The organism is Goodfellowiella coeruleoviolacea (genome assembly GCF_024171785.1).
Lineage (GTDB): Bacteria > Actinomycetota > Actinomycetes > Mycobacteriales > Pseudonocardiaceae > Goodfellowiella > Goodfellowiella coeruleoviolacea.
The window spans coordinates 16,794-41,508 of sequence record NZ_JAMTCK010000003.1 but is presented as its reverse complement, the minus strand read 5'-3'; the positions used below and the strand labels follow the sequence as shown (position 1 = coordinate 41,508).

Here is a 24,715-nt window from a genome sequence, read left to right as displayed (position 1 = left end):
GTGCTAGCGAGTCAACCCGCCACCAACCCAACCCGCCACCAACCCAACCCGCCACCAACCCAACCCGCCACCAACCCAACCCGCCACCCCGACTCAACCCGCCGAGCCAACCCCACCGGTGGCTCCGTCAACTGACTCCGCCTGCTCCTCCAGCATCGCGGCGACCCGCGCCGCGGCCAGGCTGAACATCCGGCGCTGGGCCGGCGCCGTGCCCTCGTTCCACTCCGCGAACAGCAACTCGCCCGCCCGGCCGGCGCCGACGGATCCCTGGGTGGCCCGGATCAGGTCCAGCGAGTGCTCCCGCAGGAACTCCGCGACATCGACAGCCAGCTCGTCCACGGCGGGATCGGCCGGGTCAGCCGTGGCCAGCGCGGCGATCCGCACCATCAGCCCGGCGCCGACGGCCACCGTCGGACCGGACAGCATCCGCCGGTACTCGACCGCGAGCCGCTCCCACTGGTCCGGGTCGATCGCCAGCGTGATCAGCACCGCTTCCTTCTCACTGGCCAGCACCTCCGCGGGCACCCCGTGCGCGGCCAGCTCACTGAACATCTCGGCGAAGGCCGCCGGCAGTTCCGGGTCCAACCGACCCTGCCGCAGCTCGGCCAGCCGGCGCCGCTGCGCGGCGATCGCGTCCTGCTTGGCCGCCAGCTCCGCGTCCAACTCGTCCAGGGTGACGGCCAGCGGTGCCCCGTCGTCCAGCAGCTCACGCACCCTGGCCAGGGGAATGCCCAGCTCCCGCAGGCGCCGCACGCGCATCAGCCGGACCAGTGCGGACGCGCCGTAGCGGCGGTACCCCGAGTGGTCCCGCTCGGGCTCGGCCAACACCCCCTCGGCGTGGTAGTGCCGGACCGCGCGCACCGTGGTGCCGGCCAGCGAGGCCAGTTGCCCGATCGTCAACACGGGCCACCCCCGCTCACCACGTTCTCCCCCGGCCCGGCCGCGTCCCCGCCGGTCACCGGCTCCGGGTCGAACCGGCGCAGGCCAGGAGCCAGCAGCGCGAACACGGTGACCAGCACCCACAGCCCGGCCAGCACCACGCCGGCCGCGCTCGTGCCGAGACCCGCCACGAGCAGACCACCCCCGAACATCCCCACCGGTGACGCGCCCAGCGACACCGCGTTCTGCAATCCCAGCACCCGGCCCCGCAGCGCGTCCGGCACCCGCTCGGCGGTCACCACGGCCAGCAGCGGCGGCATCGGCCCGGACGCCACGCCCACCAGCAGCACCGCCACCAGCATCAGCGGGAACGGCGGCAGCACGGCCAGCCAGACCAGGCCGACACCAGCCAACACCGTCGACCCGACAAACCACATGCGGCGCGGTAACCGGGCGCCCACCACCGAGTAGGCCACGGCACCGGCCACCCCGCCGACCGCGGACGCGCTGACCACCAGCCCGTACTGGCCGGCCGAGCCGACCACCGCCAGGTGGGCCGGCAGCAGCAGCCCGATCAGCGGGGCCAGCACCAGCAGCTCAACCGTGCTCAGCACGGTCACCCCGCCCAGCAGCCGGTCCGACCGCAGCAGCGTGACCCCCTCGCGCAGCTCGGCCAGCCAGTGCCGCCGCTCCTGTCCGGCCGGCGCGACCGGCGCGCCCAGCCCGGCCGGCAGCAGGGCGGTGAGCAGCGCGGCCAGTCCCGAGCAGGCCGCGGTCACCCAGAGCACGGACGCACCGGGCAGCGCCAACATCAGCCCGCCGACCAGCGCCGGCCCCACGATGGTCAGCACGCCCTGCAGGCCCTCGCGCAGCCCGGCGACCCGCTCCACGGGCACCCCACCGGCCCTGGCGATCTCCGGCAGCAGGCTCTCCCTGGCGGTCATGCCCGGCAGGTCGAACACCGCGCCAACCACACCGAACAGCATGAACCAGCCCAGGTCCAGGCCGAAGGCGAGATCGACCACGGGCAGTGCGGCCACGCTCAGCGCCGAGGCCACATCCGCGCCAACGGACACCCGTCGGCGTCCCCACCGGTCGATCACCACGCCGCCGACCAACGAGGCGGCCAACATGGGCAGGCCGGTCACCGCGGCCAGGGTTCCGGCGGCGGCCGCGTCGCCGGTGCGGGTCAGCACCAGCCAGGGCAGGACCAGGCCGGCGATCACATTGCCCAGCAGGGACAACGCCGACGAGGCCAGGTAGAGCGGAACGATCAGGCGCATGCGCCCAGGGTCGGACCCTGACGCGGCGTCAGGGTCAAGTCGGTTCTGGCTCCGCCTCCGGGCGGAGCGGGCGATCAGCCCGCGGGCCGACGCCGGACTACCCCGGCGGCTGGTGGTCTGGGCGGGGTTCGGTCCCGCACCCCAGAGAGATCCACACCAGAGAGGACATCGTGCGAGCAAGAACACGAGCACTGGTCGCCGGCCTGGTGGCGGCGGTCGGTGGCACGGTCGCCGTCGCCCATCCCGCCCTGGCCGCCGCCGAGCCGGCGGCCGCCCCGGCCGGCGGCTTCCCTCGGCAGCACCTGGCCTGGCACGCGTGCGAGGACGCGCTGTTCCCCACGCCCCGACCGGCCGGGGCCGAACGACTGGACTGCGCGGAGTTCACCGCGCCCAGGGACTGGCGCCACCCCGGCGACGGCAACCACGTCACGATCGCGGTGAGCCGGCTGCGGCCACCCGGCGCCGCGCCCAGGGGCGTGCTGTTCACCAACCCGGGCGGCCCCGGCCTGCCCGGCCGCGCCATGCCGCTGGAACTGCTGGCCCAGCCCCGCGTCAGCGACGCGTTCGAGGTGATCGGCGTGGACGTGCGCGGCACCGGGGCCAGCGACAACGTCACCTGCGGCCCGGGCGGTGGCGGTGCGGTGCTCGACCCGCGCGACCGCAGCCGGGCCAACATCGACGCGCTGCTGGCCCGCGCGGAGCGGACCGCGCACGCCTGCCAGCAGGCATCCGGCGAGCTGGGCCGGTTCGTCACCACCGAGCAGACCGTGCACGACCTGGACCTGCTGCGCGCCCTGCTGGGCCAGGACCGGATCAGCTACTACGGGATGTCCGGCGGCACCTGGCTGGGCGCCTTCTACGCGACCTACTTCCCGCGCCGCGTCGACACCATGGTGCTGGACTCCACAGTGGACTTCACCGGGACGCTGCAGGACAGCGACGCGCTCATGCCGATGGGCTTCGAACGCCGGTTCCGGGAGGACTTCCTGCCCTGGGTGGCCGAGCACGACAGCGTCTACCACCTGGGCACCAGCGCCGAGCAGGTGCGCCAGCGCTACGAGGCACTGCGCGCGGCACTGGCCGCCGCCCCGGTCAACGGACTCAGCGGCGCCGGACTGGACAACCTGGTGATCGGGCACCTGTACAAGAAGGTCGCGTTCCCCGCGCTGGCCAGTCGGCTGGTCCAGACCGAGGGCTGGGTCAACGGGTCGGCGGCCACCGCGGCGCAGCCCCCGTCGGCCACCGCCGCGGCACAACCGCCGTCCGCCGCCGCGGGATCAACGTCCCGCGCGCCGGACGCGGCCGAGGCTGCTGGAATCACCCTGTTCTGCAACGACACCCCGTTCCGCGGCGACCGGGACCGGATCATCGCGTTCTCCGCCGACCAGGGCGCGCGCTACCCGCTGCGCGGCTGGCAGACCATTGACCAGCCGTGCGCGTTCTGGGACCGCCCCGAGGTGCACCTGCCAACACCGACCGGGGCGGGCGTGCCCCCGGTGCTGATGGTGCAGTCAACGCACGACCCGGCCACGCCCTACGAGGGCGCGCTGCGCGCCCACCGCGCGTTCGCCCACTCCCGCCTGCTGACCGTGACCGGTGAGGGCGACCACGGCGTCTACAACGCGGGCAACGCCTGCGTGGACACCGCGGTCGCGGACTACCTGGTCAACCACGCGGTCCCCGGCCAGGACCTGACCTGCGCCGGCCTGCCGATCCCCGAGCCGGTCACCGGCTGACCGGCCACCCAGGGAGCCTGGCGCGGCTGCCGCACACCGCGCCAGGCTCCCACTCAGCTCACCGGCCCACCCCACCCACGCCGCTGGTCAGCGACGGCCGGCATGAACCAACCAACAACCGGTCCGGGCCAGCCGGCCCGGCCGGGCTCACTCCGCCGCGCCGTCCTCGGCCTTGCTCGCCGTGCCCGCTGCGTCCTGGTCGCCGGTCCTGCCCTCGGCCCGCTCCCGCAGCTTGCGCAGCAGCTCCTGCTTCTGGCTCAACGGGTCGGCCTGGGAGCCCGGGCCGTAGCCCGGCGCCCCCTGCCGCGCCGAACGCGACATCTTCCTGCGCTGCCCACCCACGCCGAGCAGGTTGTTGCGCCCCTTCGCCATGATGTCCTCCTGTCCCTGGTCGCTGTCAGCGCCACGGTACTTCTCCGCGATCTTCACGCGCAGCGGGTTATCGCGCCGCGCCAAACGGCACCGCGGCCACTTCAGCCACTTTGATGATTCGCTCAGCAAATTCCCCCACGCCTAATCCAATTGTCCGACACCGCTATTCCGATATGCTGCGGCACCACGAGAACAAGGCCATTGGGGGGCGATGGCTTGTCAGCGCAACCAGCAACTTTCCAACAGATCGCGGACCAGTGCGAACAGGCCGTCACCGGCATGACGCACATCGAAAAGCTGATCATTCAGGCCGCTGACCACACCGACGCGATCACGGCAATCCTGACCAGCGTGGGCGCGGGAACCACCCGAAACGATTTCGCGGTGGCCGCCACCAGATTCCACCAGCTGCACCGAGACACGCCGGCACTCCTCGACCACTGCGCCAAGATCCAGCAGCACATCGAGGTCTGGCTGCACAAAACCCTGGGCCTGACGCTCACCGGCAGACCGACCTACCCGCTCCCCGACGACATACCCACCGCGGCACCGTTCACCCTGCCGGAATACCCCCTCCACAACCGGCTCGACCGCCACGTCTTCGAGGGCGAGCGACGCGGCAGACTCATCTCCGGCCTGCACCACCTCCACGACGGCGCACTGCCGGACGGCCTCAGTCTGGAAGGCCGATATCCCAACGACCGGAACGGAGTCTGGAAAGCGAATGTGCGACAGGTCCTACCGAACGGTCGAATCCTGGTGAAGAGCCACGTGACGTTCTTCCCGAACCACTGGACGCGGGCGGAGGTGGCGCACGCGATCCGCGTGGCCTTCGCCAGCCGCACCCGCCCTGCCCAGCAGGGCGACGACCGCATCTCCACCTGGGAAGGCGAGTTCCGCGGGGTTCGGATCCGAGGATTCGTCACGCCTGGTCTGGACGCCATGTCGGCGACCACCGACGATGTGCGAACGGCATGGCCCCTGTACGAGGGAGGTCCCGAGCGTGCAGCCCAAGCTTGACGTCACCCTGGAGCGCCAGCCGGACGGCCACATCGCGATCAAGGTCAACACCTCGGTCAATCCGGACGCCGGTCTCCTGTACGACTTCTTCGACGAGAGCAGGTATTACCCGGACGCGCTGAGACTGGGTGTGGACATGGCCAGGCACCCGGAGAACGTCGCCGAGGACGACATCCCGTTCTGGGGCGGGGACGCGACCATGGCGCAGGTGTTGCCGGACCACGTGGTCATCGAGCACTACTGGACCGAGGAGAAACTCGTGCTCAGCCACCACGAGTTCATCGAACTCGTCGAGAGGTACCTGCGCCTGCTGACCCCGAGGGACTGAATCAGCCGGTTGCCCGGGTGGCGGTGATGCCGGCGAGGATCACCTGGAGGCCGGCTTCGAAGTCGGCGTCGCTGCCCACGTCGAACACCTCCACCGCCACCTGGTGGAACAGCGGGAACCGGCTGGCGTCGATGTGCTGGGCGATCAGGTCCGGCCGGTAGGGGTTGTCGTCCTGGTAGGCGGCGCCGTCGCGGGCCTGTTGTTCGATGGTGAACCCCACGGTGTAGTGCAGCAGCACGGTGACGGCGCGCGCGGCCTCGGCCAGGGTGAACCCGGCGTCCCGCAGCGTGCGCAGGGTCAGTTCCATGCACCGGTGCATGGCCGGGTGGGCCATGTGGGTGCCGGCGAACATGCGGGCGCCGTCCCGGTAGCGCAGCAGCGCGCGGCGCAGCTGCCTGATCAGCTCGGTGAGCCAGGCCGACCAGGTCTCACCCTGACCGGGCGCCTCCAGCCGCTCGACGACGTCGGTGAACAACAGGGTGGCCATGGCGTCCAGCAGTTCCTGCTTGTTCTTGACGTGCCAGTACAGGGCGGCGGCGCGCACGTCCAGTTCCTTGGCCACCAGTCGCATGGTGAGCCCGTCCAGGCCGACCTCGTTGAGCAGGCCGAGCGCGGTCCGCGCGATCACCTCGGCGTTGATCTTCACCTCAGTCCTCCCGTCGCCACCCCTTGACAGCTTAACACTGTTCATCTCATCCTTAACGTCGTTCATCAAATCCTGAACAACGTTAAGGAGATGTCGTGACCGAGACCAGGATCGACACCGCCGTGGTGATCGCGGGCGCCGGACCGACCGGGCTGATGCTCGCCAGCGAACTGCGGCTGGCCGGGGTCGACGTGGTGCTGCTCGACCGGCTCGCCCAGCGTCAGACCGTGGAGTCACGGGCTGGCGGACTGCACCCGCGCTCGCTGGAAGTGCTGGACCAGCGCGGCGTCCTCCAGCCGTTCCTGGCGGCCGGCCGGCCGCTGGGCCGGGGGCACTTCTCCGCGCTGCCGCTGGACTTCAGCGGGTTCGCCACCCGCCACCCCTACACGCTCGTGCTGCTGCAGACCAAGATCGAACGGCTGCTGGAGCGGCGCGCCGCCGAACTGGGCGCGCACGTGCGCTGGTCGTCCGAGGTGGTGGGTGTTGACCAGGACGAGTCCGGGGTGACCGTGACGGTCAGCGGCCCGCACGGCGTCGAGCGGGTTCGGGCCCGCTACCTGGTGGGCTGCGACGGGGGCCGCAGTGCCGTGCGCACGCTCGCCGGCATCGACTTCCCCGGCACGCCGGCCACCATGACCGCGCTGCTCGGCGATGTCGAACTGGCCGACCCGCCGGCCGAGCCCATGATCATGCAGCGGCGCGGCGCGCACGGCGACCACACCGTGCTGAGCCTGGAGGCGGGCTGGCACCGGGTGATCGTCAACCAGTACGACCAGGTGCCCGACCGGGCCGCGCCGGTGACCCTGGAGCAGTTGCGCGCCGCCCTGGTCGCCACCGCCGGCACCGACTTCGGCATGCACAGCCCGCGCTGGCTCTCCCGGTTCAACGACGCCGCCCGCCAGGCCACCCGCTACCGCCAGGGCCGGGTGCTGCTGGCCGGCGACGCCGCGCACATCCACCTCCCCGCCGGCGGCCAGGGACTCAACACCGGCCTGCAGGACGCGGCCAACCTCGGCTGGAAGCTCGCCGCCGTGCTGCACGGCCACGCGCCCGAGCACCTGCTGGACAGCTACCACGCCGAACGGCACCCGGTGGCCGCGCGGGTGCTCAACAACACCCGCGCCCAGTCGCTGCTGAGCCGCCCGGGCCCGCACACCGACGCGCTGCGCGCGGTGATGGCCGAGCTGATCGGGTTCGATCAGGTCAACGAGTACCTGGGCAGCATGCTCACCGGGCTGGACATCCGCTACCCGCTGGCCGAGGACCACCCCGACCCGCACCCGCTGCTCGGCCGGCGGGTGCCGGACGTGGACCTGAGCACGCCCACCGGGGACCGCCGGCTGGTCAGCCTGCTGTCCGCCGGCCGGCCCGTGCTGCTCGACCTCACCGCCGGACCCGCCCAACCCGACCTGGCCGAGGCCGCCTCGGCCTGGGCCGACCGGGTGGACCTGGTGCGGGCCCACTGCCGGGCCGACCACTGGGTTGTGCCGTGCGTCGGTGCGGTCCCGGCGCCGGCGGCCCTGCTCATCCGGCCGGACGGCTACCTGGCCTGGGTCGCGCCCCGGACCGCCGAGTCCGGCGCGGCCGACACCGAGGCGCTGCGCTCCGCCCTGACCACCTGGTTCGGCCCGGCCACGGCCGGCGGGACCACGCGCTGAACCAGCCGCCGCGTCAGCGGGCCAGCGGCGTCAGCACCTCCTGGCCGCCCAGGAACGGGCGCAGCGCCTCGGGCACCCGCACCGACCCGTCGGCCTGCTGATGGTTCTCCAGGATCGCCGCGATCCACCTGGTGGTGGCCAGGGTGCCGTTGAGCGTGGCCGCGGCCTGCGGCTTGCCGTTCTCGTCCCGGTAGCGCACGTTCAGCCGGCGGGCCTGGAAGGTGGTGCAGTTGGACGTGGAGGTCAGCTCGCGGTAGGTCTGCTGGGACGGCAGCCACGCCTCGCAGTCGAACTTGCGGGCCGCGCTGGTGCCCAGGTCACCGGTGGCCGTGTCGATCACCCGGTACGGCACCTCGATCTTGGCCAGCATCTCCTCTTCCCAGGCCAGCAGGCGCTGGTGCTCGGCCTCGGCGTCCTCGGGCCGGCAGTAGCTGAACATCTCGACCTTGTCGAACTGGTGCACCCGGATGATGCCCCTGGTGTCCTTGCCGTACGAGCCGGCCTCCCGCCGGAAGCAGGACGACCAGCCCGCGTACCGGCGCGGGCCGGCGGACAGGTCCAGGATCTCGTCGGCGTGGTAACCCGCCAGCGGCACCTCCGAGGTGCCCACCAGGTACAGGTCGTCGTCGCGCAGCCGGTACACCTCGCTGGCGTGCGCGCCGAGGAACCCGGTGCCGGCCATGATCTCCGGCCGCACCAGCGCGGGCGTGATCATCAGGGTGAAGCCGTTGGCCACGGCCTGGGCGGCGGCCATGTTCAACAGGGCCAGCTGCAGCTGGGCGCCGACCCCGGTGAGGAAGTAGAACCGCGCGCCGGACACCTTGGCGCCGCGCTCGGTGTCGATCGCGCCCAGCCCCAGGCCCAGATCCAGGTGGTCCTGCGGGGTGAAGTCGAAGGTGGGCGGCTCGCCGACGTGCTTGAGCACGGCGTAGTCGTCCTCACCGCCGACCGGCGCGGCCGGGTGGACCAGGTTGGGCACGGACCGGTGCAGCTCGGCCATGGCCTTCTCGGCCTCGGCCTGCTCGGCCTCGGCGGACTTGACCTCGGCGGCCAGCTCCTTGCCCTTGGCCAGCAGCGCGGCCCGCTCGTCGCCCTTGGCCCTGCCGACCTGCTTGCCCAGCTGCTTCTGCTCGGCGCGCAGCGCGTCGGCCGTGGACACCGCGGAGCGCCGCCGCTCGTCCGCGGACAGCAACGCGTCGACCAGGGTCTCGTCCTCACCGCGGGCCCGCTGGGAGGCGCGTACGGCGTCCGGGTCCTCGCGCAGTGTCCTGAGGTCAATCACGGCACACGAGCCTACCCGGCGCTAGCTGATCGCGGCGGCCACCACCAGGCCGAGAGCCAGGTGCGCGGCGGCCACCACGGCGCTGGCCGGGGCGAACCGCTCCGACTGGATGATCTCGCCGATGTTGATCCGGGTCACCCACTCGGCCACGCGCACCGCGATGACCTGGACGATGATCCCGACCAGGCCGAAGACCAGCGCGCTGAGCAGGCCCTCGTCCAGCTGCCCCGAGGAGTTGACGATGGCGATGACCACGATCAGCGCCATGCTCACCAGCCCGGCCGAGGTCACCACCACGGCGTTGGGCGCGCCACTGCGCACCAGCGCGCTGAGCTTGCCCGGCGTGGTCCAGTCGATCGCGTAGAAGCCGACCAGCATCAGCGCCAGGCCGACGATGGCGTAGAGCACGATCGCGCCGATGCCGCGGCCGAGCACCCCGCCGAAACCGGGGTCGAGCGCGAGGGTCACCTGGTCTGCCTGCGCGGCGAACGGGAACAACAGAGCCTCCTGGTCCGGACACTGGTGGCGGTGGGCCGCCCGCGGTGGAGTATGCGCGATTCAGGATCCGCCGTGGGGGATTCGGGCGAAAACACCGATCACGGCGGGTCCGGGCGAACCGCCGGGTTCGGCCGGCCCGGTCCGCCCCTCACTCCTGGGGGATGCGGTGCGGCACGAACGCCGCGCCGTCGTCGGTGACCAGCCCCGCGGTCTCCCGGATGCCCAGGCCGGCCGCGTTGTCCCCGACCAGCCACGCGCCCAGCGCCGGCCGGTAGCCGTCGAACTCGGGCAGCGGGTCGAACAGCTGGTAGACGTAGCCCTCCTCGCCGTACACCCCGCCGGTCTGGGTCTCGTAGCCCGGCGCCACGATCTGGATGTTCGCGCCCTCCCGGCCCAGCTTGGGCTTGCGCACGTACTCGGTGAGCATGCCCGGGTCGTCCAGGTAGGCGGGCAGCAGGTTGGGGTGGCCCGGGTACATCTCCCACAGCACGGCCAGCAGCGCCTTGTTGGACAGCAGCATCTTCCACAGCGGCTCGACCCACAGGGTGGCCGGCAGCGTGTCCACGGCGTGGCGGCCGAACTCCTCGTTGACCACCCACTCCCACGGGTACAGCTTGACCACCGTGCGCATGGCCGCTTCCTCGAGGTCGACGAAGCGCTTGAGCAGCGGGTCCCAGCCGATCTCCTCGATGGCCAGGCCCACCGTGTCCAGCCCGGCCTCGGCCGCGGTCTCCTGCAGGTAGGCGACGGTGACGTGGTCCTCACCGCTGGCGTCCCCGGCCGACCAGGTGAAGTGCACCTCGTCGGAGGGCAGCCGCTGGCCGACCTCCCGCCACCGCTCGACCAGCTTCTCGTGCAGCGAGTTCCACTGGTCGTCGGCGGGGAACACGGTCTCCTTCCAGTACCACTGGACGACCGAGGCCTCCAGCAGGCTGGTGGGGGTGTCCGCGTTGTACTCCAGCAGCTTGGCCGGGCCCGAGCCGTCGTAGCGCAGGTCGAACCGGCCGTAGACGTGCGGGTCGTGGCGCTGCCACGACTCGGCGACGGCCGGCCACACCCACTCGGGGATGCCGAAGTCCCGGTACCGCTCGGTGACGATCACGTTGTCCACCGCGTCCAGGCACATGGAGTGCAGCAGCTCCACGTCGGCCTCCAGGGACAGCACCTCGTCCATGTCGAAGACGTAGTGCACGGACTCGTCCCAGTAGGGGCGCTCCGCCCCGCTCGCGTCGCGCGCCGGCGTGCCGTACACCAGTCCCTGCTCGTCGTGGACGATCCGCTGCCAGTTCGGTCGGGGCTGGGACCGCTCCCTGCGCACTCAGCTGCCTCCGCTCTTGCCGCTGTTGCTGACGCCGAACCCACCGCGCTGCACGGTCTTGCCGGACTGGGTCTTGACGGTGGTGCCCGAGTCCGGCGCGGTGTAGGTGCCGCCGGACACCTTCTGCCCGACCGCCCCGGTGCCGCCGTAGTTGTACCGGTAGCCGGTGCCGCCGATGTAGATGAACCCGCCGCTGTGGTAGCCGCCGTGGCTGCTGTAGTAGCTCTCGTCGCAGTACTGCTCCTCGACGATGGTGCCGTCGTCGCGGGTGCACTGCGCGGTGACCTCCTCGGTGCTGGCCGCCGCGTACCAGATCGCCACCAGGGCGACCACGCCCACGGTGACGCCGCTGCCGATCAGCACCCGCCGGCGCACCGTGGCCTTGCGCTCGGCCTCGGCGCGCGCGGCCAGTTCGGCCTCGCGCTCCTGGGCCACGGCGCGCTGCCGCGCCCGCTTCTCGGCCAGGCTCGGCTCGCGCGGCCGGGTGACCGACGGGTCCTGGTAGCGGATCTGGCCGCGCCGGGGCGGGCCGGCGGCCTCGGCACCGGGCGGCGGCGGGCCAGCCGGCTCAGCCGCCGCGCCGCCCGGTTCGTCGGGCTGGTCAGCGGGCTGGTCGGCGGGCTGGTCCGGGGTCCGGGCCGTGGGCTGGTCGCCGGGCTGGTCGGCGCCTGGCCCGGTGGTCTGGTCCGGCCCGCCGTCCGCCCCGGCGTGCGCGGGCCGGGTGGGCTCGGGGCCGGGTTCGGTCGGTCGGTCGGGTTGCGGTGCTGGCGCGCCCGCCCCGGACGCGGGGGCCGGCCGGTCCGGCTCCCCGTGCGGCGGTGGCGTGGTGTCACCAGGCTTGTCGTGGTCAGTCATCAGCAGCTCCCGCCCGGCACCGTACCCACAACCGAGGTGGGGGGCAGCCGAGATGGCTCAAACAGCAACATCCGTCACCCGAGGTATCCGCGTCCCGCGTTACCGGCATCATGGAGGAGATGGCCAACAGCGGGGACCGGGTTCGCACGGCACGCCGGACGCGTGGCATCCGTCTGGTGATGGCAGGCGCGTCCGCGGGCGCGTTCGCCCTGCTCGCGTCGAGCACCCTGGTGTCGTGGCCGGTCAGCGGCAGCGGGCTGGCCCTGAGTTCCACGACCACCTCCACGGCGCATCCCGACGAGCAGGCCGCGGCCGGTGACTGCCTGAACTGGACCAGGCCGGACGGTTCGGACATGGTCCGGGTCAGCTGCGACGAGTCGCACCTGTTCGAGGTCACCGGCACAGCAGACATCTCAGCCGGCTACGGCCCCGATGCCAAGTTCCCGGACCAGACCCTGTGGCAGAAAATCGCCCAGGACGCCTGCACCGACACCTCGCTGTCCTATCTGTCCGGAAAGTTCGACCCGAACGGCAAGTTCAGCGTGAGTTCGCTGAAGCTGAGCCAGGAGCGCTGGCGGGCGGGCAACCGCACGCTGCGCTGCGGCCTGCAGAGCCCCGGGGTGACCGGCAAGCTGCTGCCCGTCACCGGCAGCGCCCGCGACGACCAGTCCGACGTGTACGAGCCGGGCACGTGCCTGGGCATCGACAACGGCACGGTGAGCGACCCGGTGGACTGCGCGCAGGAGCACTCCTGGGAGATCGTCGGCATCATCGACCTGTCCCCGCAGTTCCCCACCGGCGACTACCCGCCGAACGGCAGGCAGGACGACGTGCTCTACGGGCTGTGCGAGACGCTCACCAAGGACTACACCGGCGGGCGGGACCTCAAGGCGGCCGGGCTCAGCTTCACCTGGGACAACCGCACCGAGGAGAGCTGGGCGGCCGGCTCGCACCGGGTGAACTGCAAGGTCGGCGCGCTGCTCGAGGACAAGTCCGGCCTGGCCCCGTGGACCGGCAGCGTCCGGGCGGCCAGGAGCGACCCGACCGGTGCGCCCATGCACTCCGGGGAGAACGCGCCCCAGGACGGCCAGAGCACCAGCGGCACGGCCGACGGCGGTGCTGACACGGGCAGCGCCACTGGGGACACTGGCGCTGGGGAGACCGGCGCTGGGGACACCGGCACTGGGGACACCGACGGCGGCGGGTGAGCGGGCAGATGGTGGAGATGACCGCGCGGCGGTTCGAGGAGCTGGTCAGCGATGCCCTCGACCTGATCCCGGCCGAGTTCGCCGCAGCCATGGACAACGTGGTGGTGCTGGTCGAGGACCGCAACCCGGACGAGCCCGGCCTGCTCGGCCTCTACCACGGGGTGGCGCTGACCGAGCGGACCTTCGACTACGGCGGGGTGCTGCCGGACCGGATCACCATCTACCGGCTGCCCATCCTCGCCATGTGCGACACCGAGGACGAGGTGGTCGACGAGGTGGCGATCACCGTGGTGCACGAGATCGCCCACCACTTCGGCATCGACGACGAGCGCCTGCACCAGCTGGGCTGGGCCTGACCCGGCTAGCTGAGCACCCGCAGGCCGGTCCAGCTCAGGCACTGCCAGCCGGTCGGCGACTTGGCGTCGGCCTCCAGCACCACCCGGCCGGTGTTGGGCAGCAGCGCGCCCTCGGCCAGGCTGGTGGGCACGTTGCGGGCCAGCGCCATGCCGGCCAGCCGGATGGACGCGCCGTGCCCGACCAGCACCACCGACCCGTCGGCGTGCCGGCTGGTGATGCCGCGCACCACGGCCAGGTAGCGGTCCAGCACCTGCTGGCCGGTCTCCCCACCCGGCATGGGCCGGTGCAGGTCGCCGTCGGCCCAGGCCGAGTACACCGCGAAGAACCGGTCGTAGGAGGCCTGGTCCGCCAGCCCCTCCAGGTCGCCGACCTGCACCTCGTGCACGCCGTCCACCACGCGCACGGGCGTGCTGTGCCGCTGGGCCACGGGTTCGGCGGTCTGCTGGGCGCGCAGCGCGGTGCTCGCGTACACCGCCACCACCGGCTCGGTGGCCAGTTCCTCGGCCAGCCGGGCGGCCTGCTGGCGGCCGCGCTCGGTCAGCGGCGGGCCGGGCGGCCGCGAGTCCAGGGCGCCGCGCACGTTCGACGCGGTCTCCCCATGCCTGACCAGCACCAGCCGCAGCGTGCTCACCAGCTCACCTCACTGTCGTCGTCGGCGTCGGATCACCCCGGGCTCAGGCCCGCTCGCCTCGGCGCACGGCGGCCACCCAGTCGGCGGCCGAGACGAACGCGCTGTCCAGGGTGCTGTGCGGGGGGACCAGGTCGGTGGCGGGGCCGCCGGCCGCGCCGGCGGGACCGGGTGCGGGCTGCCCGGCCTTCGGGTAGGAGCCGAGGAACCGCACGTGGGTGCACCGCCGGTGCAGCGCGGCCAGCGCGTCGCCGACCCTCGGCTGGGCCACGTGCCCTTCGAAGTCCAGGTAGAACCGGTACTCGCCGAGCCGCCCCTTGGTCGGCCGGGCCTCCAGCCGGGTCAGGTTGATGCCCCGGGTGGCCAGTTCGGTGAGCAGTTCGGCCAGTGCGCCGGTCTGGTCGGGGGTGGTGGCGATGACCGAGGTGCGGTCCGCGCCGGTCGGCTCGGGCAGCGTCCCCGGCCGGCGCAGCAGCAGGAACCGGGTCCGGGCGTCGGGCACGTCGGCCACGTCGGTGGCCAGCTCGCGCAGCGGGTAGTGGCGCACGGCCACGGGCGCGGACACGGCCGCGTCGAACTCGCCCCGGTGCACGGCGGCCGCGGCGGCGGCCGTGGACGTGGTGGCCACCACCTCGGCGGCGGGCAGGTTCGCGGCCACCCAGTGGCGCACCTGGGCCAGCGCGTGCGGGTGGCTGGCCAGCGTGCGGACCTCGCCGGCTCCGGTGATCTCCGGCCTGGTCAGGATGCTGAACGAGACCACGAGCACGGCTTCGGCGACCGCGACCAGGGCCGGCCCGTCGGCGAGCGCGTCCATGGTGGCCGGGACCGCGCCCTCCACCGAGTTCTCCACCGGCACGCACGCGGCGTCGACCTGGCCGTCGCGCAGCATGTCCAGGGCCAGCGGCACGGTCTGGGCGGGGATCAGCTCGTCCTGGCCGGTGGCCAGCGCGTGCGCGGCCTGCTCGGTGAACGTTCCCCGGGGTCCGAAGTAGGCGATCCGCGACACGGAGTACACCCTAACGACCGCGCAGGGTGACCAGTGATGAGGCAGAGATCACCCGAGAGGTGGGTACCCAACCCGGTTCCGCGTGACGTCACCTGCCTGCAATGCTTGACGACGTGACCGCCGATACGGAGGGTGAGACGTACGCTCCGGCCGCAGCGCCCCAACTGGTGCTGTGCGCGGTTGACGAACCTCTCGCGCAGGCATGGCAGGCGATTGCCGCCGACCGCGAGGGCGTCAGCGTGCACCGGGGTTCGGTGTTGGACGTTCCGGCGCAGGCCGTGGTGAGCCCCGCCAATTCCTTTGGCTGGATGCGTGGAGGGATCGACGCCGTATACGCACAGGCGTTTTCCCAGGTGGAGGCCAGAGTCCGGAGCGCGGTGCTGGCCTTGCACGGGGGTGAGCTGCCGGTGGGCGAGGCCGTGGTGGTGCCGACCGGCGTGTCGGTGCCGGCGTGGTTGATCAGCGCGCCCACCATGCGCGACCCGGGTGAGCGGCTGCCGGCCGACACCGTGCACCCCTACCTCGCCGCCCGGGCCGTGCTGCGGCTGTGGGCGACCGGGCGGTTCGAGAACGGCGCGCCCGTCCGGGCCTCGGTCCACACCATCGCCATGCCCGGCCTGGGCACCGGGGTGGGCGGGGTGGCCCCGGCGGCGTGCGCCCGGCAGGTCGCGGCGGCCTGGGACGAGGTGTTCACCGAGCTGACCACCGCGCACGGCTGAGCCGCGGCCGCCGCACCGGCCGGAGCACGCGCACCCAACTGAACACGCACAGCGGACCAGGGGTGAGCCGGTGCGGCCCACCCCTGGTCCTCGTCTCGCGGTCGTCGCCGGGCCGGTTTGCGTCCCGGCGCCGGTGTCACTCCTGGCCGCTGCCGCCAGTGTCCACAATGGCCGGACGGTCGGCGGTGCGCACCGCCACCTTGGTGGGCCGGTCGGCGGGGCGGACCACGTCGCGCACCCGCACCCGCAGCAGGCCGCGGTCGTACTCGGCGTCGATCTGGTCGGCGGACACGCCCTCGGGCAGGGCGAACTCGCGGCGGAACGCGCCGGAGCGCAGCTCGCGCACGAGCACGCCGTCCTGTTCGGCCTTGGTCTGCTCGGCCCGGTGTCCGCTGATGACCAGGCGGTTGCGCAGCACCTCGACGTCCACGTCCTCGGCCGCGTCCACGCCGGGCAGCTCCAGGGTGATCAGCACGTCGCCGCCCTGCCTGGTGACGTCGGCGGCGGGCACGAAGCCCGTGGTGGTGCCGCCGCTGCCACCGCCGAACGCGCGGCGCACGATCGAGTCGAAGTCGTCCATCTGTCGGACCAGCGCGGTGAACGGGTCCCACACGGAACCCCGAACGGCGATCGCCATCTGGCATCCCTCCTGTTGTGCGGGCGCTTGCCCGGCCACGCCGGGCATCCGCTCGTTGACCAGCCGGTTTAGCACTCGGCTTACGTGAGTGCCAACGATGGACCGCGTGTGGTTGTTCCCGCTGCCCTGGCAACCACCCGATCGGCGGACGGGTGGTGGCCGGCGCTGGCGGGGGCCCTGGTCAGCGCCGGGCGAGCACCGGGCGCTCCAGGTCCAGCTCGTCCCTGACGGTGATGCCGTACTCCCCCACCAGGCGGATCTCCGGGTTGCTCTGCCTGGCCCGGCTCACCGCGTCCGGCCGCAGCCCGCACAGCCGGAAGCCGCGCCGCTGGCAGAAGCGCAACGCGTCCAGGTTGTCGTTGGTGGTGGTGATGAGTAATCGCTCGCAGCCGACCCGGCGCGCTGTTCTGGCCACCGCCTCGACGAGTGCCGTGCCCACGCCGCGCCCCCGGTTGAGCGCGGCGAGGGTGACGATCTCCAGTGTCTGGCCGGTCCTGGTGTAGGTGAGCAGCCCGATCACCTTGCCGCCGCGCTCGGCGAGCAGACCGGGCAGGCTGATCGGGTAGAAGGTCTGACCGTGCGCCACCACCGTGGACGCACCCCACAGGTCGACGATCAGGCGACCGACCACCAGCCGGTCGGCTTCCTCAATTGGTCGCACGCGCATGGTGGAACTGTGGCAACACCAGGGCGTCATGGGCACCGGCATTGGACGTACCGTGATGCCCGTGCCGGTTCGAGTGCTGCTCGTCGACGATCACGAGGTGGTGCGCCGCGGCCTGCGCGACCTGCTCGACGAGGAGGACGACATCGAGGTGGTGGCCGAGGCGGGCAGCGTGGCCGAGGCCCTGGCCAGAGCCGAGGCCAGCCACCCGGACGTGGCCGTGGTGGACATGCGGCTGCCCGACGGCGACGGGGTGGACCTGTGCCGGCGGCTGCGCGGGTCCGGCGACGACGGCCCCGCGAGCGGTGGTGCCGTGCGCGGTGGCGGTGGGGCCGGCCGCGGCGAGGTCGGGCCGCGCTGCCTGGTGCTGACCGCCTTCGACGACGAGCGCGCGCTGGTCGCGGCGATCAGCGCCGGCGCGTCCGGCTACCTGCTCAAGCAGGTCCGCGGCCAGGACCTGGTCACCGCGGTCCGCGAGGTGGCCGCTGGCCGTTCCCTGCTCGACCCGGTGACCACCGCGCGGGTGCTGGCCAGGCTGCGCCACCCGGCCGAGTCCGACGAGTTGGCCAGGCTGACCGAGCAGGAACGCCGCGTGCTCGACCTGGTCGGCGAGGGCATGACCAACCGGCAGATCGCCGAACGGCTGTTCCTGGCCGAGAAGACCGTGAAGAACTACGTGACGTCGGTGCTGGCCAAGCTCGGCCTGGAACGGCGCACCCAGGCGGTGGCCTGGGTGGCCCGCCGGTCGCGCCAACCCGAGCGGTAGCGCCGCCGGCCCCGGTCAGGCCGCCCCGGCGAGGCTGCCCAGCTCGGCCTGTCCAGCTCGGCCTGTCCAGCTCAGGCGACGCGGACCGCGCCGCCGTCGATCCGGTAGTCGGCGCCGGCGATGCTGGCCGAGACCGGTGCGGCCAGGTAGGTCACGAGCGCGGCCACCTCCTCGGGCTCGACCAGCCGGCCGGTGGTCATGCCGCTCATGCCCGGCACGCGCTGGAGCAGTTCGGGCAGGTCCACGCCCATCTTCTTGGCCATCTCGGCGCCGAAGCCATCCGGCCGCTCCCACATCGCGGTGCGGGTCACCCCGGGTGAGACGGTGTTCACCCGCACGCCCCTCGGGCCGAACTCCGCGTCCAGCGCCTTGCCCAGCGCGGTGAGCGCGGCCTTGGCCGTGGTGTAGGGGACGGGCCCGTCCGAGGGGATCCGGGCGCCGATGGACGAGATGTTCACGATGCTGCCGCGCCGCCGCAGCAGGCTGGGCAGGGCGGCCCTGGTGACCCGGACCGCGCTGAAGAAGTTCAGCTCGAACGCCTGGTGCCAGTCCTGGTCGGTGAAGGCGGCGAAGCCGTCCAGCTGGCCCTGGCCGCTGTCCCCACCGCCGACGTTGTTCACCAGCACGTCGATCTCGCCCAGTTCGGCCAGTGCCCGCTCGACCAGGTGGTCAACGCCCGCGCTGGTGGACAGGTCCGAGGTCACCACGACCGCCCCGGTCTCGTTCAGCTCGGGCGGGGCGGTGCGCGCCCCGGCCACCACCCGCACCCCCTCGGCCAGCAGCGCCCTGACCGTGGCGAGGCCGATGCCCCGACTGGCCCCGGTCACCAGTGCGGTCTTCCCAGACAGACCCATGTCCATGACGGTGGTTTCCCTTCCCACGAATCGCATCACTTGAGATGCAGAGAAGGTACTACTTGCATCACCAGTGTTGCAACTATGAGTGGAGCTGGGTCGTGCCCGTACTCTTCAGCGTTGTGACTGCGGCACGGGCCCGGACGAGGGCGAACCAACCGACGCGCACCCCGGGTGCACGCGCCCTGCGCGCGGACGCCGAACGGACCGTGCGCACGATCCTGGAGGCGGCCGAGCGGGTGCTGCGCGACAACCCCGCCGCCACCGTGGAGCAGATCGCCGAGGCCGCCGGCGTGGCCAGAACCACCGTGCACCGCCGCTTCGCCACCAGGGAGGCCCTCATCGAGGCGATGACCGCGTGGGCGACCCAGCAGTTCGCCGACGCGGTGCGGGCCGCCCGGATCGACACCACACCGTCCCTGGTCGGCCTGTACCAGGTGACCGCGAACGTGCTGCGCGTCAAGATCGACTGGAACTTCGCGATGAACCGGGCGCCGCACGCCAGCCCGGAGGTGGCGCGGGTGCACGCCGACGTGCTCGCCACCTGCACGCACCTGCTCCGCCGCGCCCAGGACGCCGGGGTGATCCGGGCGGACGTGGACGTGGAGTGGGCCAGGACCGTCTACTACGCCCTCATCCACGAGGCCACCCAGCGCGCGAGCCGGGCCGGCGCCGACGCGAGTGCTGCCGACGCGGGTGCTGCCGACGCGGGTACTGCCGGCGCGGCCGAGAACGAGGTCACCGACACCGACGCGCTCGCCGCCCTGGTGGTGGACACCCTGCTCCGCGGGGTCGGCCCGGCCGGCGGCGCCGCCCTGTGAACCCGGCCAGCGGCCGCCGGCCCTGGTGCCGCCGCTAGCGGTCCAGCGGCACCCACCAGTCCACGGTGGTGCCGTGCCGGGGTGACGAGCCGACCTCGCACCGACCACCGGCCGCTGCGGCGCGCTCCGCCAGGTTGCGCAGGCCGCGCCGGGTCACCCCGCGCGGGATGCCGCAGCCGTCGTCGGCCACCCGCAGCCGCAGTCCGGCCTCGTCCACCCGCAGTTCCACCACCACCCGCCGGGCACCGGCGTGACGCACCACATTGGACAGTGCCTCGCGCAGTGCGGCGCGGGTGTGGTCGGCCACCTCGACCGGGACGTCGACCGGGTCGCCGTGCACCTCCAGCCGCGGCGAGAACCCGAGCAACTCGCCCGCGGTCCGCACCTCGGCCCGCACCGAGTCCAGCAGGTCGGTGGGCTCCGGCTGCTCGCCGGTCCCGGCGTTGCGCAACGCCCGGACCGTGGCCCTGACCTCGGCGATGGTCTGGTCCAGCTGGTCGACCGCCTCGGCCAGCCGGGCCGCGTCCGCCGCGTCCAGCCGGCCGGCCAGCCGCCGGCTGAGCAGGTCGAGTTGCACGCCCGACGCGTAGAGCCGCTGGATGATCACGTCGTGCAGCTGCATGGCGATCCGGTCGCGCTCCTGGTAGACCGCGACGCGCTGGCGCGCGGTCGAGCCTTCGGCGAGCACCATGGCCAGGCCGGCCTGGGTGGCGAACGAGGTCAACAGGTCCACGGTGGCCGGGTCGAACGGCTCGGCACCGCGCCGCCGGTACACGGCCAGCGCGCCCAGCCGCCGCTCCCTGGTGCCGAACGGCGCCACCGCGAACGGCCCGTAACCGCGCAGCATCCTGGGCACGAACGGCGCGGTGCGCGGGTCCAGGGTGAAGTCGTCGGCCACCACGGTGACCCCGCTGCGCGCCGCCCTGGCCGCGGCCGAGCGGGCGGACAGCACCACGCCCACGGGGTTGTCCGTGCCGGGCGCCGGCTCGCCGTGCGCCGCCTCCACGGTGAGGGTGCCGTCCGGCGAGCGCACCATCACCAGGCCGAGGTTGGCCTCGGCGAGCGCGGCGGCGCTGCGCACCACGAGCGGCAGCACGGCCTCCGGGTCGTCACCGGCCAGGGCCATGCGGGTGATCTCGGTGGACGCGGCCAGCGCCCGCCTGGCGACTGCGGGGTCCATGACACGCACAGGTTAGGCACCATCCTGGTCCACCTGGTCGATCCGGGCCGGTGACGTGATCAGCCCCACCTGGTCGCGGTCGGGCGGACGGGGGTGGGCCGGGCGCGCTGACCCGGCCGTGCTGTCGCCGTTCTCGGCGCTCTCCGGGGTGATCCTGCTGACCGCGGTGCGAACCCGGCCGGACACCACCTCCAGCACCAGGTCGGCGTCGGCCGCTTCGGCGGGCCGGTGGGTGACGTGGATGACGGTCCGCCCGGCCAGCGCGCCGCGCAGCCGATCCAGCACGGCGTCGGCCGTGGGCACGTCCAGGTGGGCGGTGGGCTCGTCGAGCAGCACCAGATCGGCCCTCGGCGCCGCGACCAGTGCCCTGGCCAGGGCCAGCCGGTGCGCCTCACCGCCGGACACGGCTGCCCCGCCGGTGCCCACCAGGGTGTCGAGCCGGTCGGTCCACGCGTCGAGCCCGGCCAGCCGCAGGGCGGTGCGCAGGGCGGCGTCGTCGGCGTGCGGATCGGCCATTCGGAGGTTTTCCCGGATCGTGGTCGACACGAGTTGCGGCTCCTGCGGACACCACGTCACCCGATCGGGGATTTTCGCGTGCCCGGTTCTGGCCGGCAGGAACCCCAACAACAGGGCGAGCAGCGTGGACTTGCCCGCCCCGGACGGCCCCACCACCGCAACGGTCGCGCCTTGGGGCAGGTCAAGGGTGACGTCCCGCAACGAGGGCTCCGCCGCGCCGGGCCACCACACGTCCACGCCATCCAGCAAGACCCCGGACGAGTGACCACGATCGTGCACGAGTTGTCCACACCCCGCCCGGTTATCCACAGGCGCCTCAACGCCCCTGGCCCCACGGCCGTGGGTCGGTAGGCTGGAGCTGGGGTCGCCCCCCTGGGAAGGGTGGGGGCTTGGCTGGGTGGGCGCGGCGGCTCCCACCAGCGGTTTCGCCGTTGTCGCCGGCTGGGTCGGCCCAGTTTCACGGGCAGCCGGCCCCACGTTCTCCGCCGCTGACGCGGCAGCCGGTTCCGCCCCCGCCGGCACAGTCCCCGGTTCGGCGCGCTCCGCCGCCGGCCCCACGTTCTCCGCCGCTGACGCGGCAGCCGGTTCCGCCCCCGCCGGCACAGTCCCCGGTTCGGCGCGCTCCGCCGCCGGCACGGCAGCCGGTTCCGCGTCCGCGCCGTCCACCGCTGGCGCCGAGTCGAGCAGCGCGGTGAGCCGGGCGTGGGCCGCGCGCAGCGGGCCCAGGTGTTGGGCGGCGGGCGGCAGCGCGGCCAGTGCCTCGGCCACCGCCAGCGGCACCAGGCCGAGCAGCGGCGCCAACACCGGGTCGAGCCGGCCGGCGGCCACGGCGACCGCGGCCAGCGCGGTGCACACCAGCGCGGCGATCCCGGTGCCCGCGCTCACCACGGCGCTGGCCGCGCCCGCACCGAGCGCCTGCCGCCGGGACTGCGCGGCCAACCGGCGATCCGCGGCGGCCAACGCGCTTCTCCTCGGCGCGTGCGCGCCACACGCGATCAGGTCGGGCGCGCAGTCCAGCAGGGTGAGCACGTCCTCGGCCACCCGCGCCCGCCCGGCCGCCAGCGCGCTGCTGGCCCGGCGCTCCACGGCCACCGCCACGGCCGGCGCGGCCAGCCCGACCACCAGGGACACCACCGCCAGCACCGCACCCGTCTCGGGCAGCACGCACGCCATCAGCACCGCGCTGGCCAGGCACACCAGCAGCGCGACCAGCGGTGGCGGCACCACCCGGGGCACCAGGTCGCGCACGGTGTCGGTGTCGTCGACCAGCCGGCGCAGGTCGTCGTCGCGCCGCGCGCCCCCGGTCCGCGCCGGGCCGTGCCGGACCAACGCCCGCCACAGCCGCACCCGCAACTGGCCGGCCTGCCGGAAGGCCGCGTCGTGGGTGACCAGCCGCTCCAGGTACCGCAGCACCCCCTTGGCCAGCCCGAAGGCGCGCACACCCACCACGGCCACGGACAGGGTGAGGATCGGCGGCTGTTGCGCGGCCCTGGCGATCAGCCACCCGGCCGTGGCGGTCAACGCGATGCCGCTGGCCAGGGCGGCGGCTCCGAGCACAACGCCGACCAGCGTCAGCCAGGTGGGTCGGGGCAGCCCGGCGAACGGCCAGCGCGGCCACTGCCGGAGCAGTCCGACACCCGGCCGCCGCGGCAGCCCACCCGGGGCCCCGCCCACCGGACGCGCCGGCCGCGGTTCGCCGTCCGTGTCCGGCACTGGCACCGCCGTCGGCACCGGCACTGGCACCGGTGACGCGCCCGGGCCAGCCGTGCCGCGCGCATCCGGCCGCGCCGCGACCCGGTGCGTGGCCAGCACCACGGCGGCACCCGCCTGGGCGGCGCGCCGCACGGCCGCCAGCACGGTGCTGGCGGTGGCCTGGTCGAGGTGCGCGGTGGGCTCGTCGAGCAGCAGCAGCCACGCACCCCGGCGCAGCCGGAGCAGCGCCCTGGCCACCGCGACCCGCTGCCGCTCCCCGGTGGACAGGGTGGCCACCCGCCGGTCGATGAGGTGGCCGGCGGCCACCTCGGCCGCGACCTCGTCCAGTTCGGCCCGGTCGGGTGGCGGCCCCGGCTGGTCGGACACGGCGACGCACAGCTCCTCGGCCACGGTGCCGCCGCTGAACGCCGGCCGCTGCGGCACCCACGCCACGGCCCGCCGCCACGCCACCATGTCCACAGTGGACAGATCAGCGCCGCCGACGGTGACCGTGCCCGAGGTGGGCTCGACAAAACCGAGCAGCACGGCCAACGCGGTGGACTTGCCCGACCCGCTCGGGGTGCTCAACCGCACCACGTGGCCGGGCCGCACGACGAACGACAGTCCGTCCGGCGCGGCACCGCCCCGCCGCGCCACCCGCAGTTCCCGCACCACCACACCCAGCCGGCGATCCGGCACCGCCCCAGCCCCAGCGCCAGCACCCGTGCCAGTGCCTGTTCCCGGTGCCGTTCCCGTTCCCGCGAACGGCACCGGTTCGGCCAGCACCGCCGCGACCCGGCGCACCGCCTCCAGGCCGTCCTCGCTGGCGTGGTGCGCGGCACCGGCGTTGCGCAGCGGCAGGTAGCACTCGGGTGCGAGGATCAACACGACCAGCCCGGTGACCAGCCCCAGCTCCCCGGAGACCAGGCGCAGGCCGATGCCCACCGCGACCAGCGCCACCGACAGCGTGGCCACCAGCTCCAGCACCAGCGCGGACAGGAACGCCACCCGCAGCGTGCCCATGGTGGCGCCGCGGTGCTGGTCGCTGACCCGCCGCACGGTGTCGGCCTGCGCCCCGGCCCGACGGAACGCGGTCAACACGGGCAGCGCCCGCACCAGTTCCAGCAGGTGACCGGACAGCCGGGCGGTCGCGTCCGCCGCCCGTGCGCTGCGCCGCTGGGTGTACCAGCCGACCAGGATCGCGAACACCGGGATCAGCGGCAGGGTCACCGCGACCAGCGCGGCCGAGGGCCAGTCGCTGACCAGGATCCACGCGCCCACCAGGGGTGGGGTGACCACCGCGGTGACCAGGGCCGGCAGGTACCGGGTGAAGTAGGCGTCCAGCGCGTCCAGTCCTCGGGTGGCCAGCACGGTCACCTCGGCCGGTCCACGGCGCGCGATCCACTCCGGCCCCAGCGCCAGCACGTGGTCCAGCAGTGCCGCGCGCAGCTCCTCCTTGGCGCCGGCCGCGGCCCTGGCCGCCACCGACTCGGTGGCCCACGCCAGCACCGCCCGGACGACGACCGCGCCGGCCAGTGCGGCCAGCGGCACCCGCAGGCCGGCTGGGGTGGCACCGCCACCGGCCACCTGGGCCAGGGCCGTGCCCAGCGCCACGGCCTGCGCGACCAGGGCCACGGCGTGCAGGGCGGCCAGCACCCCGCAGGCGGCCAACGCCCGGCGCGCTGACGGAGACAGTGCGGGCAGCGCGCCGAGCGGGCCTCTTCCCAACCGGGTGTTGGCGGGAAGGTCCCGGCCGGGAAGGTCTTCGGTGGTCGTGGCCGCAGTTGAGGCC

At 73.5% G+C, this 24,715-nt stretch carries 24 protein-coding genes; 9 read left to right on the top strand and 15 right to left on the bottom strand.

Annotated elements, in window-relative coordinates; all coding sequences use genetic code 11:
- Positions 1-93: 93 nt before the first annotated feature.
- Positions 94-900 carry a MerR family transcriptional regulator gene (locus LX83_RS06195; protein WP_253768014.1) on the bottom strand — a complete coding sequence of 269 codons (807 nt, stop codon included), beginning with the start codon at positions 898-900 and terminating at the stop codon, positions 94-96.
- Complete coding sequence (locus LX83_RS06190; RefSeq protein ID WP_253768012.1) at positions 897-2,162, bottom strand: MFS transporter; 1,266 nt, start codon at positions 2,160-2,162, stop codon at positions 897-899. Before LX83_RS06190 ends, LX83_RS06195 begins: the two co-directional genes overlap by 4 nt.
- A 170-nt stretch (positions 2,163-2,332) precedes the next feature.
- Between LX83_RS06190 and LX83_RS06185 the strand changes: the two genes are divergently transcribed.
- Positions 2,333-3,898, top strand: coding sequence for an alpha/beta hydrolase (locus tag LX83_RS06185; protein WP_253768010.1), 1,566 nt, complete (start codon positions 2,333-2,335; stop codon positions 3,896-3,898).
- Positions 3,899-4,045: 147 nt separating this feature from the next.
- On the opposite strand, the gene LX83_RS06180 is transcribed toward LX83_RS06185, so the two are convergent.
- Positions 4,046-4,327 (bottom strand): DUF6243 family protein, encoded by a 282-nt coding sequence (locus LX83_RS06180; RefSeq protein WP_253768008.1) that lies wholly within the window; start codon positions 4,325-4,327, stop codon positions 4,046-4,048.
- A 222-nt stretch (positions 4,328-4,549) separates the two neighbouring features.
- Between LX83_RS06180 and LX83_RS06175 the strand changes: the two genes are divergently transcribed.
- Together LX83_RS06175 and LX83_RS06170 are read left to right on the top strand one after the other, a co-directional pair.
- On the top strand, positions 4,550-5,290 hold the full coding sequence (locus LX83_RS06175) for an EndoU domain-containing protein (protein ID WP_253768006.1): 741 nt from the start codon (positions 4,550-4,552) through the stop codon (positions 5,288-5,290).
- Positions 5,274-5,618 (top strand): hypothetical protein, encoded by a 345-nt coding sequence (locus LX83_RS06170; protein ID WP_253768004.1) that lies wholly within the window; start codon positions 5,274-5,276, stop codon positions 5,616-5,618. Before LX83_RS06175 ends, LX83_RS06170 begins: the two co-directional genes overlap by 17 nt.
- A gap of 1 nt (position 5,619) precedes the next feature.
- Here the strand turns inward: LX83_RS06170 and LX83_RS06165 are convergent, their stop codons facing one another.
- Positions 5,620-6,264 carry a TetR/AcrR family transcriptional regulator C-terminal domain-containing protein gene (locus LX83_RS06165; RefSeq protein ID WP_253768002.1) on the bottom strand — a complete coding sequence of 215 codons (645 nt, stop codon included), beginning with the start codon at positions 6,262-6,264 and terminating at the stop codon, positions 5,620-5,622.
- A 95-nt stretch (positions 6,265-6,359) separates the two neighbouring features.
- Here LX83_RS06165 and LX83_RS06160 point away from each other — a divergent pair, with 95 nt between their 5' ends.
- Positions 6,360-7,922 (top strand): FAD-dependent monooxygenase, encoded by a 1,563-nt coding sequence (locus tag LX83_RS06160; protein ID WP_253768000.1) that lies wholly within the window; start codon positions 6,360-6,362, stop codon positions 7,920-7,922.
- Between the two features lie 13 nt (positions 7,923-7,935).
- Here LX83_RS06160 and serS read toward each other — a convergent pair whose 3' ends face one another.
- The 4 genes from serS to LX83_RS38325 all read right to left on the bottom strand — a co-directional run bounded on the left by serS (position 7,936) and on the right by LX83_RS38325 (position 11,875).
- On the bottom strand, positions 7,936-9,204 hold the full coding sequence (serS, locus tag LX83_RS06155) for a serine--tRNA ligase (protein ID WP_253767998.1): 1,269 nt from the start codon (positions 9,202-9,204) through the stop codon (positions 7,936-7,938).
- A gap of 21 nt (positions 9,205-9,225) precedes the next feature.
- Positions 9,226-9,672 (bottom strand): DUF350 domain-containing protein, encoded by a 447-nt coding sequence (locus tag LX83_RS06150; RefSeq protein ID WP_253769091.1) that lies wholly within the window; start codon positions 9,670-9,672, stop codon positions 9,226-9,228.
- Positions 9,673-9,850: 178 nt separating this feature from the next.
- Positions 9,851-11,020 carry a glutathionylspermidine synthase family protein gene (locus LX83_RS06145; RefSeq protein ID WP_253767996.1) on the bottom strand — a complete coding sequence of 390 codons (1,170 nt, stop codon included), beginning with the start codon at positions 11,018-11,020 and terminating at the stop codon, positions 9,851-9,853.
- Positions 11,021-11,875, bottom strand: a complete 855-nt coding sequence (locus LX83_RS38325; protein ID WP_308203922.1) for a hypothetical protein — start codon at positions 11,873-11,875, stop codon at positions 11,021-11,023.
- A gap of 179 nt (positions 11,876-12,054) precedes the next feature.
- On the opposite strand from LX83_RS38325, the gene LX83_RS06135 reads away from it, so the two are divergent.
- Together LX83_RS06135 and LX83_RS06130 are read left to right on the top strand one after the other, a co-directional pair.
- Positions 12,055-13,083, top strand: a complete 1,029-nt coding sequence (locus tag LX83_RS06135; RefSeq protein ID WP_253767993.1) for a septum formation family protein — start codon at positions 12,055-12,057, stop codon at positions 13,081-13,083.
- A gap of 8 nt (positions 13,084-13,091) precedes the next feature.
- Positions 13,092-13,439, top strand: a complete 348-nt coding sequence (locus LX83_RS06130; RefSeq protein WP_253769087.1) for a metallopeptidase family protein — start codon at positions 13,092-13,094, stop codon at positions 13,437-13,439.
- Between the two features lie 5 nt (positions 13,440-13,444).
- Here LX83_RS06130 and LX83_RS06125 read toward each other — a convergent pair whose 3' ends face one another.
- Together LX83_RS06125 and pheA are read right to left on the bottom strand one after the other, a co-directional pair.
- Positions 13,445-14,071 (bottom strand): histidine phosphatase family protein, encoded by a 627-nt coding sequence (locus tag LX83_RS06125; RefSeq protein WP_308203921.1) that lies wholly within the window; start codon positions 14,069-14,071, stop codon positions 13,445-13,447.
- Between the two features lie 43 nt (positions 14,072-14,114).
- Positions 14,115-15,074 carry a prephenate dehydratase gene (gene pheA / locus LX83_RS06120; RefSeq protein WP_253767991.1) on the bottom strand — a complete coding sequence of 320 codons (960 nt, stop codon included), beginning with the start codon at positions 15,072-15,074 and terminating at the stop codon, positions 14,115-14,117.
- Positions 15,075-15,175: 101 nt separating this feature from the next.
- On the opposite strand from pheA, the gene LX83_RS06115 reads away from it, so the two are divergent.
- A complete protein-coding gene (locus tag LX83_RS06115) occupies positions 15,176-15,793 on the top strand; it encodes a macro domain-containing protein (protein ID WP_253767989.1) in 618 nt (205 codons plus the stop codon).
- 136 nt (positions 15,794-15,929) lie between these two features.
- Here the strand turns inward: LX83_RS06115 and LX83_RS06110 are convergent, their stop codons facing one another.
- Both LX83_RS06110 and LX83_RS06105 read right to left on the bottom strand, forming a co-directional pair.
- Entirely contained in the window at positions 15,930-16,430 is a 501-nt protein-coding gene (locus tag LX83_RS06110; protein ID WP_253767986.1) for an Hsp20/alpha crystallin family protein, read from the bottom strand.
- Between the two features lie 181 nt (positions 16,431-16,611).
- Positions 16,612-17,097, bottom strand: a complete 486-nt coding sequence (locus LX83_RS06105) for a GNAT family N-acetyltransferase (protein ID WP_253767985.1) — start codon at positions 17,095-17,097, stop codon at positions 16,612-16,614.
- Positions 17,098-17,158: 61 nt separating this feature from the next.
- Between LX83_RS06105 and LX83_RS06100 the strand changes: the two genes are divergently transcribed.
- Positions 17,159-17,860, top strand: coding sequence for a response regulator transcription factor (locus tag LX83_RS06100; RefSeq protein ID WP_308203920.1), 702 nt, complete (start codon positions 17,159-17,161; stop codon positions 17,858-17,860).
- A 71-nt stretch (positions 17,861-17,931) separates the two neighbouring features.
- Here the strand turns inward: LX83_RS06100 and LX83_RS06095 are convergent, their stop codons facing one another.
- On the bottom strand, positions 17,932-18,714 hold the full coding sequence (locus LX83_RS06095) for an oxidoreductase (protein WP_308203919.1): 783 nt from the start codon (positions 18,712-18,714) through the stop codon (positions 17,932-17,934).
- Positions 18,715-18,836: 122 nt separating this feature from the next.
- Between LX83_RS06095 and LX83_RS06090 the strand changes: the two genes are divergently transcribed.
- Positions 18,837-19,535: a TetR/AcrR family transcriptional regulator gene (locus tag LX83_RS06090; RefSeq protein ID WP_253767980.1), complete on the top strand. Its 699-nt coding sequence runs from the start codon at positions 18,837-18,839 to the stop codon at positions 19,533-19,535.
- A gap of 34 nt (positions 19,536-19,569) precedes the next feature.
- On the opposite strand, the gene LX83_RS06085 is transcribed toward LX83_RS06090, so the two are convergent.
- Positions 19,570-20,715 carry a GAF domain-containing sensor histidine kinase gene (locus LX83_RS06085; RefSeq protein WP_253767978.1) on the bottom strand — a complete coding sequence of 382 codons (1,146 nt, stop codon included), beginning with the start codon at positions 20,713-20,715 and terminating at the stop codon, positions 19,570-19,572.
- 12 nt (positions 20,716-20,727) lie between these two features.
- Complete coding sequence (gene cydD, locus LX83_RS06080; protein WP_253767976.1) at positions 20,728-24,651, bottom strand: thiol reductant ABC exporter subunit CydD; 3,924 nt, start codon at positions 24,649-24,651, stop codon at positions 20,728-20,730.
- Positions 24,652-24,715: the final 64 nt, after the last annotated feature.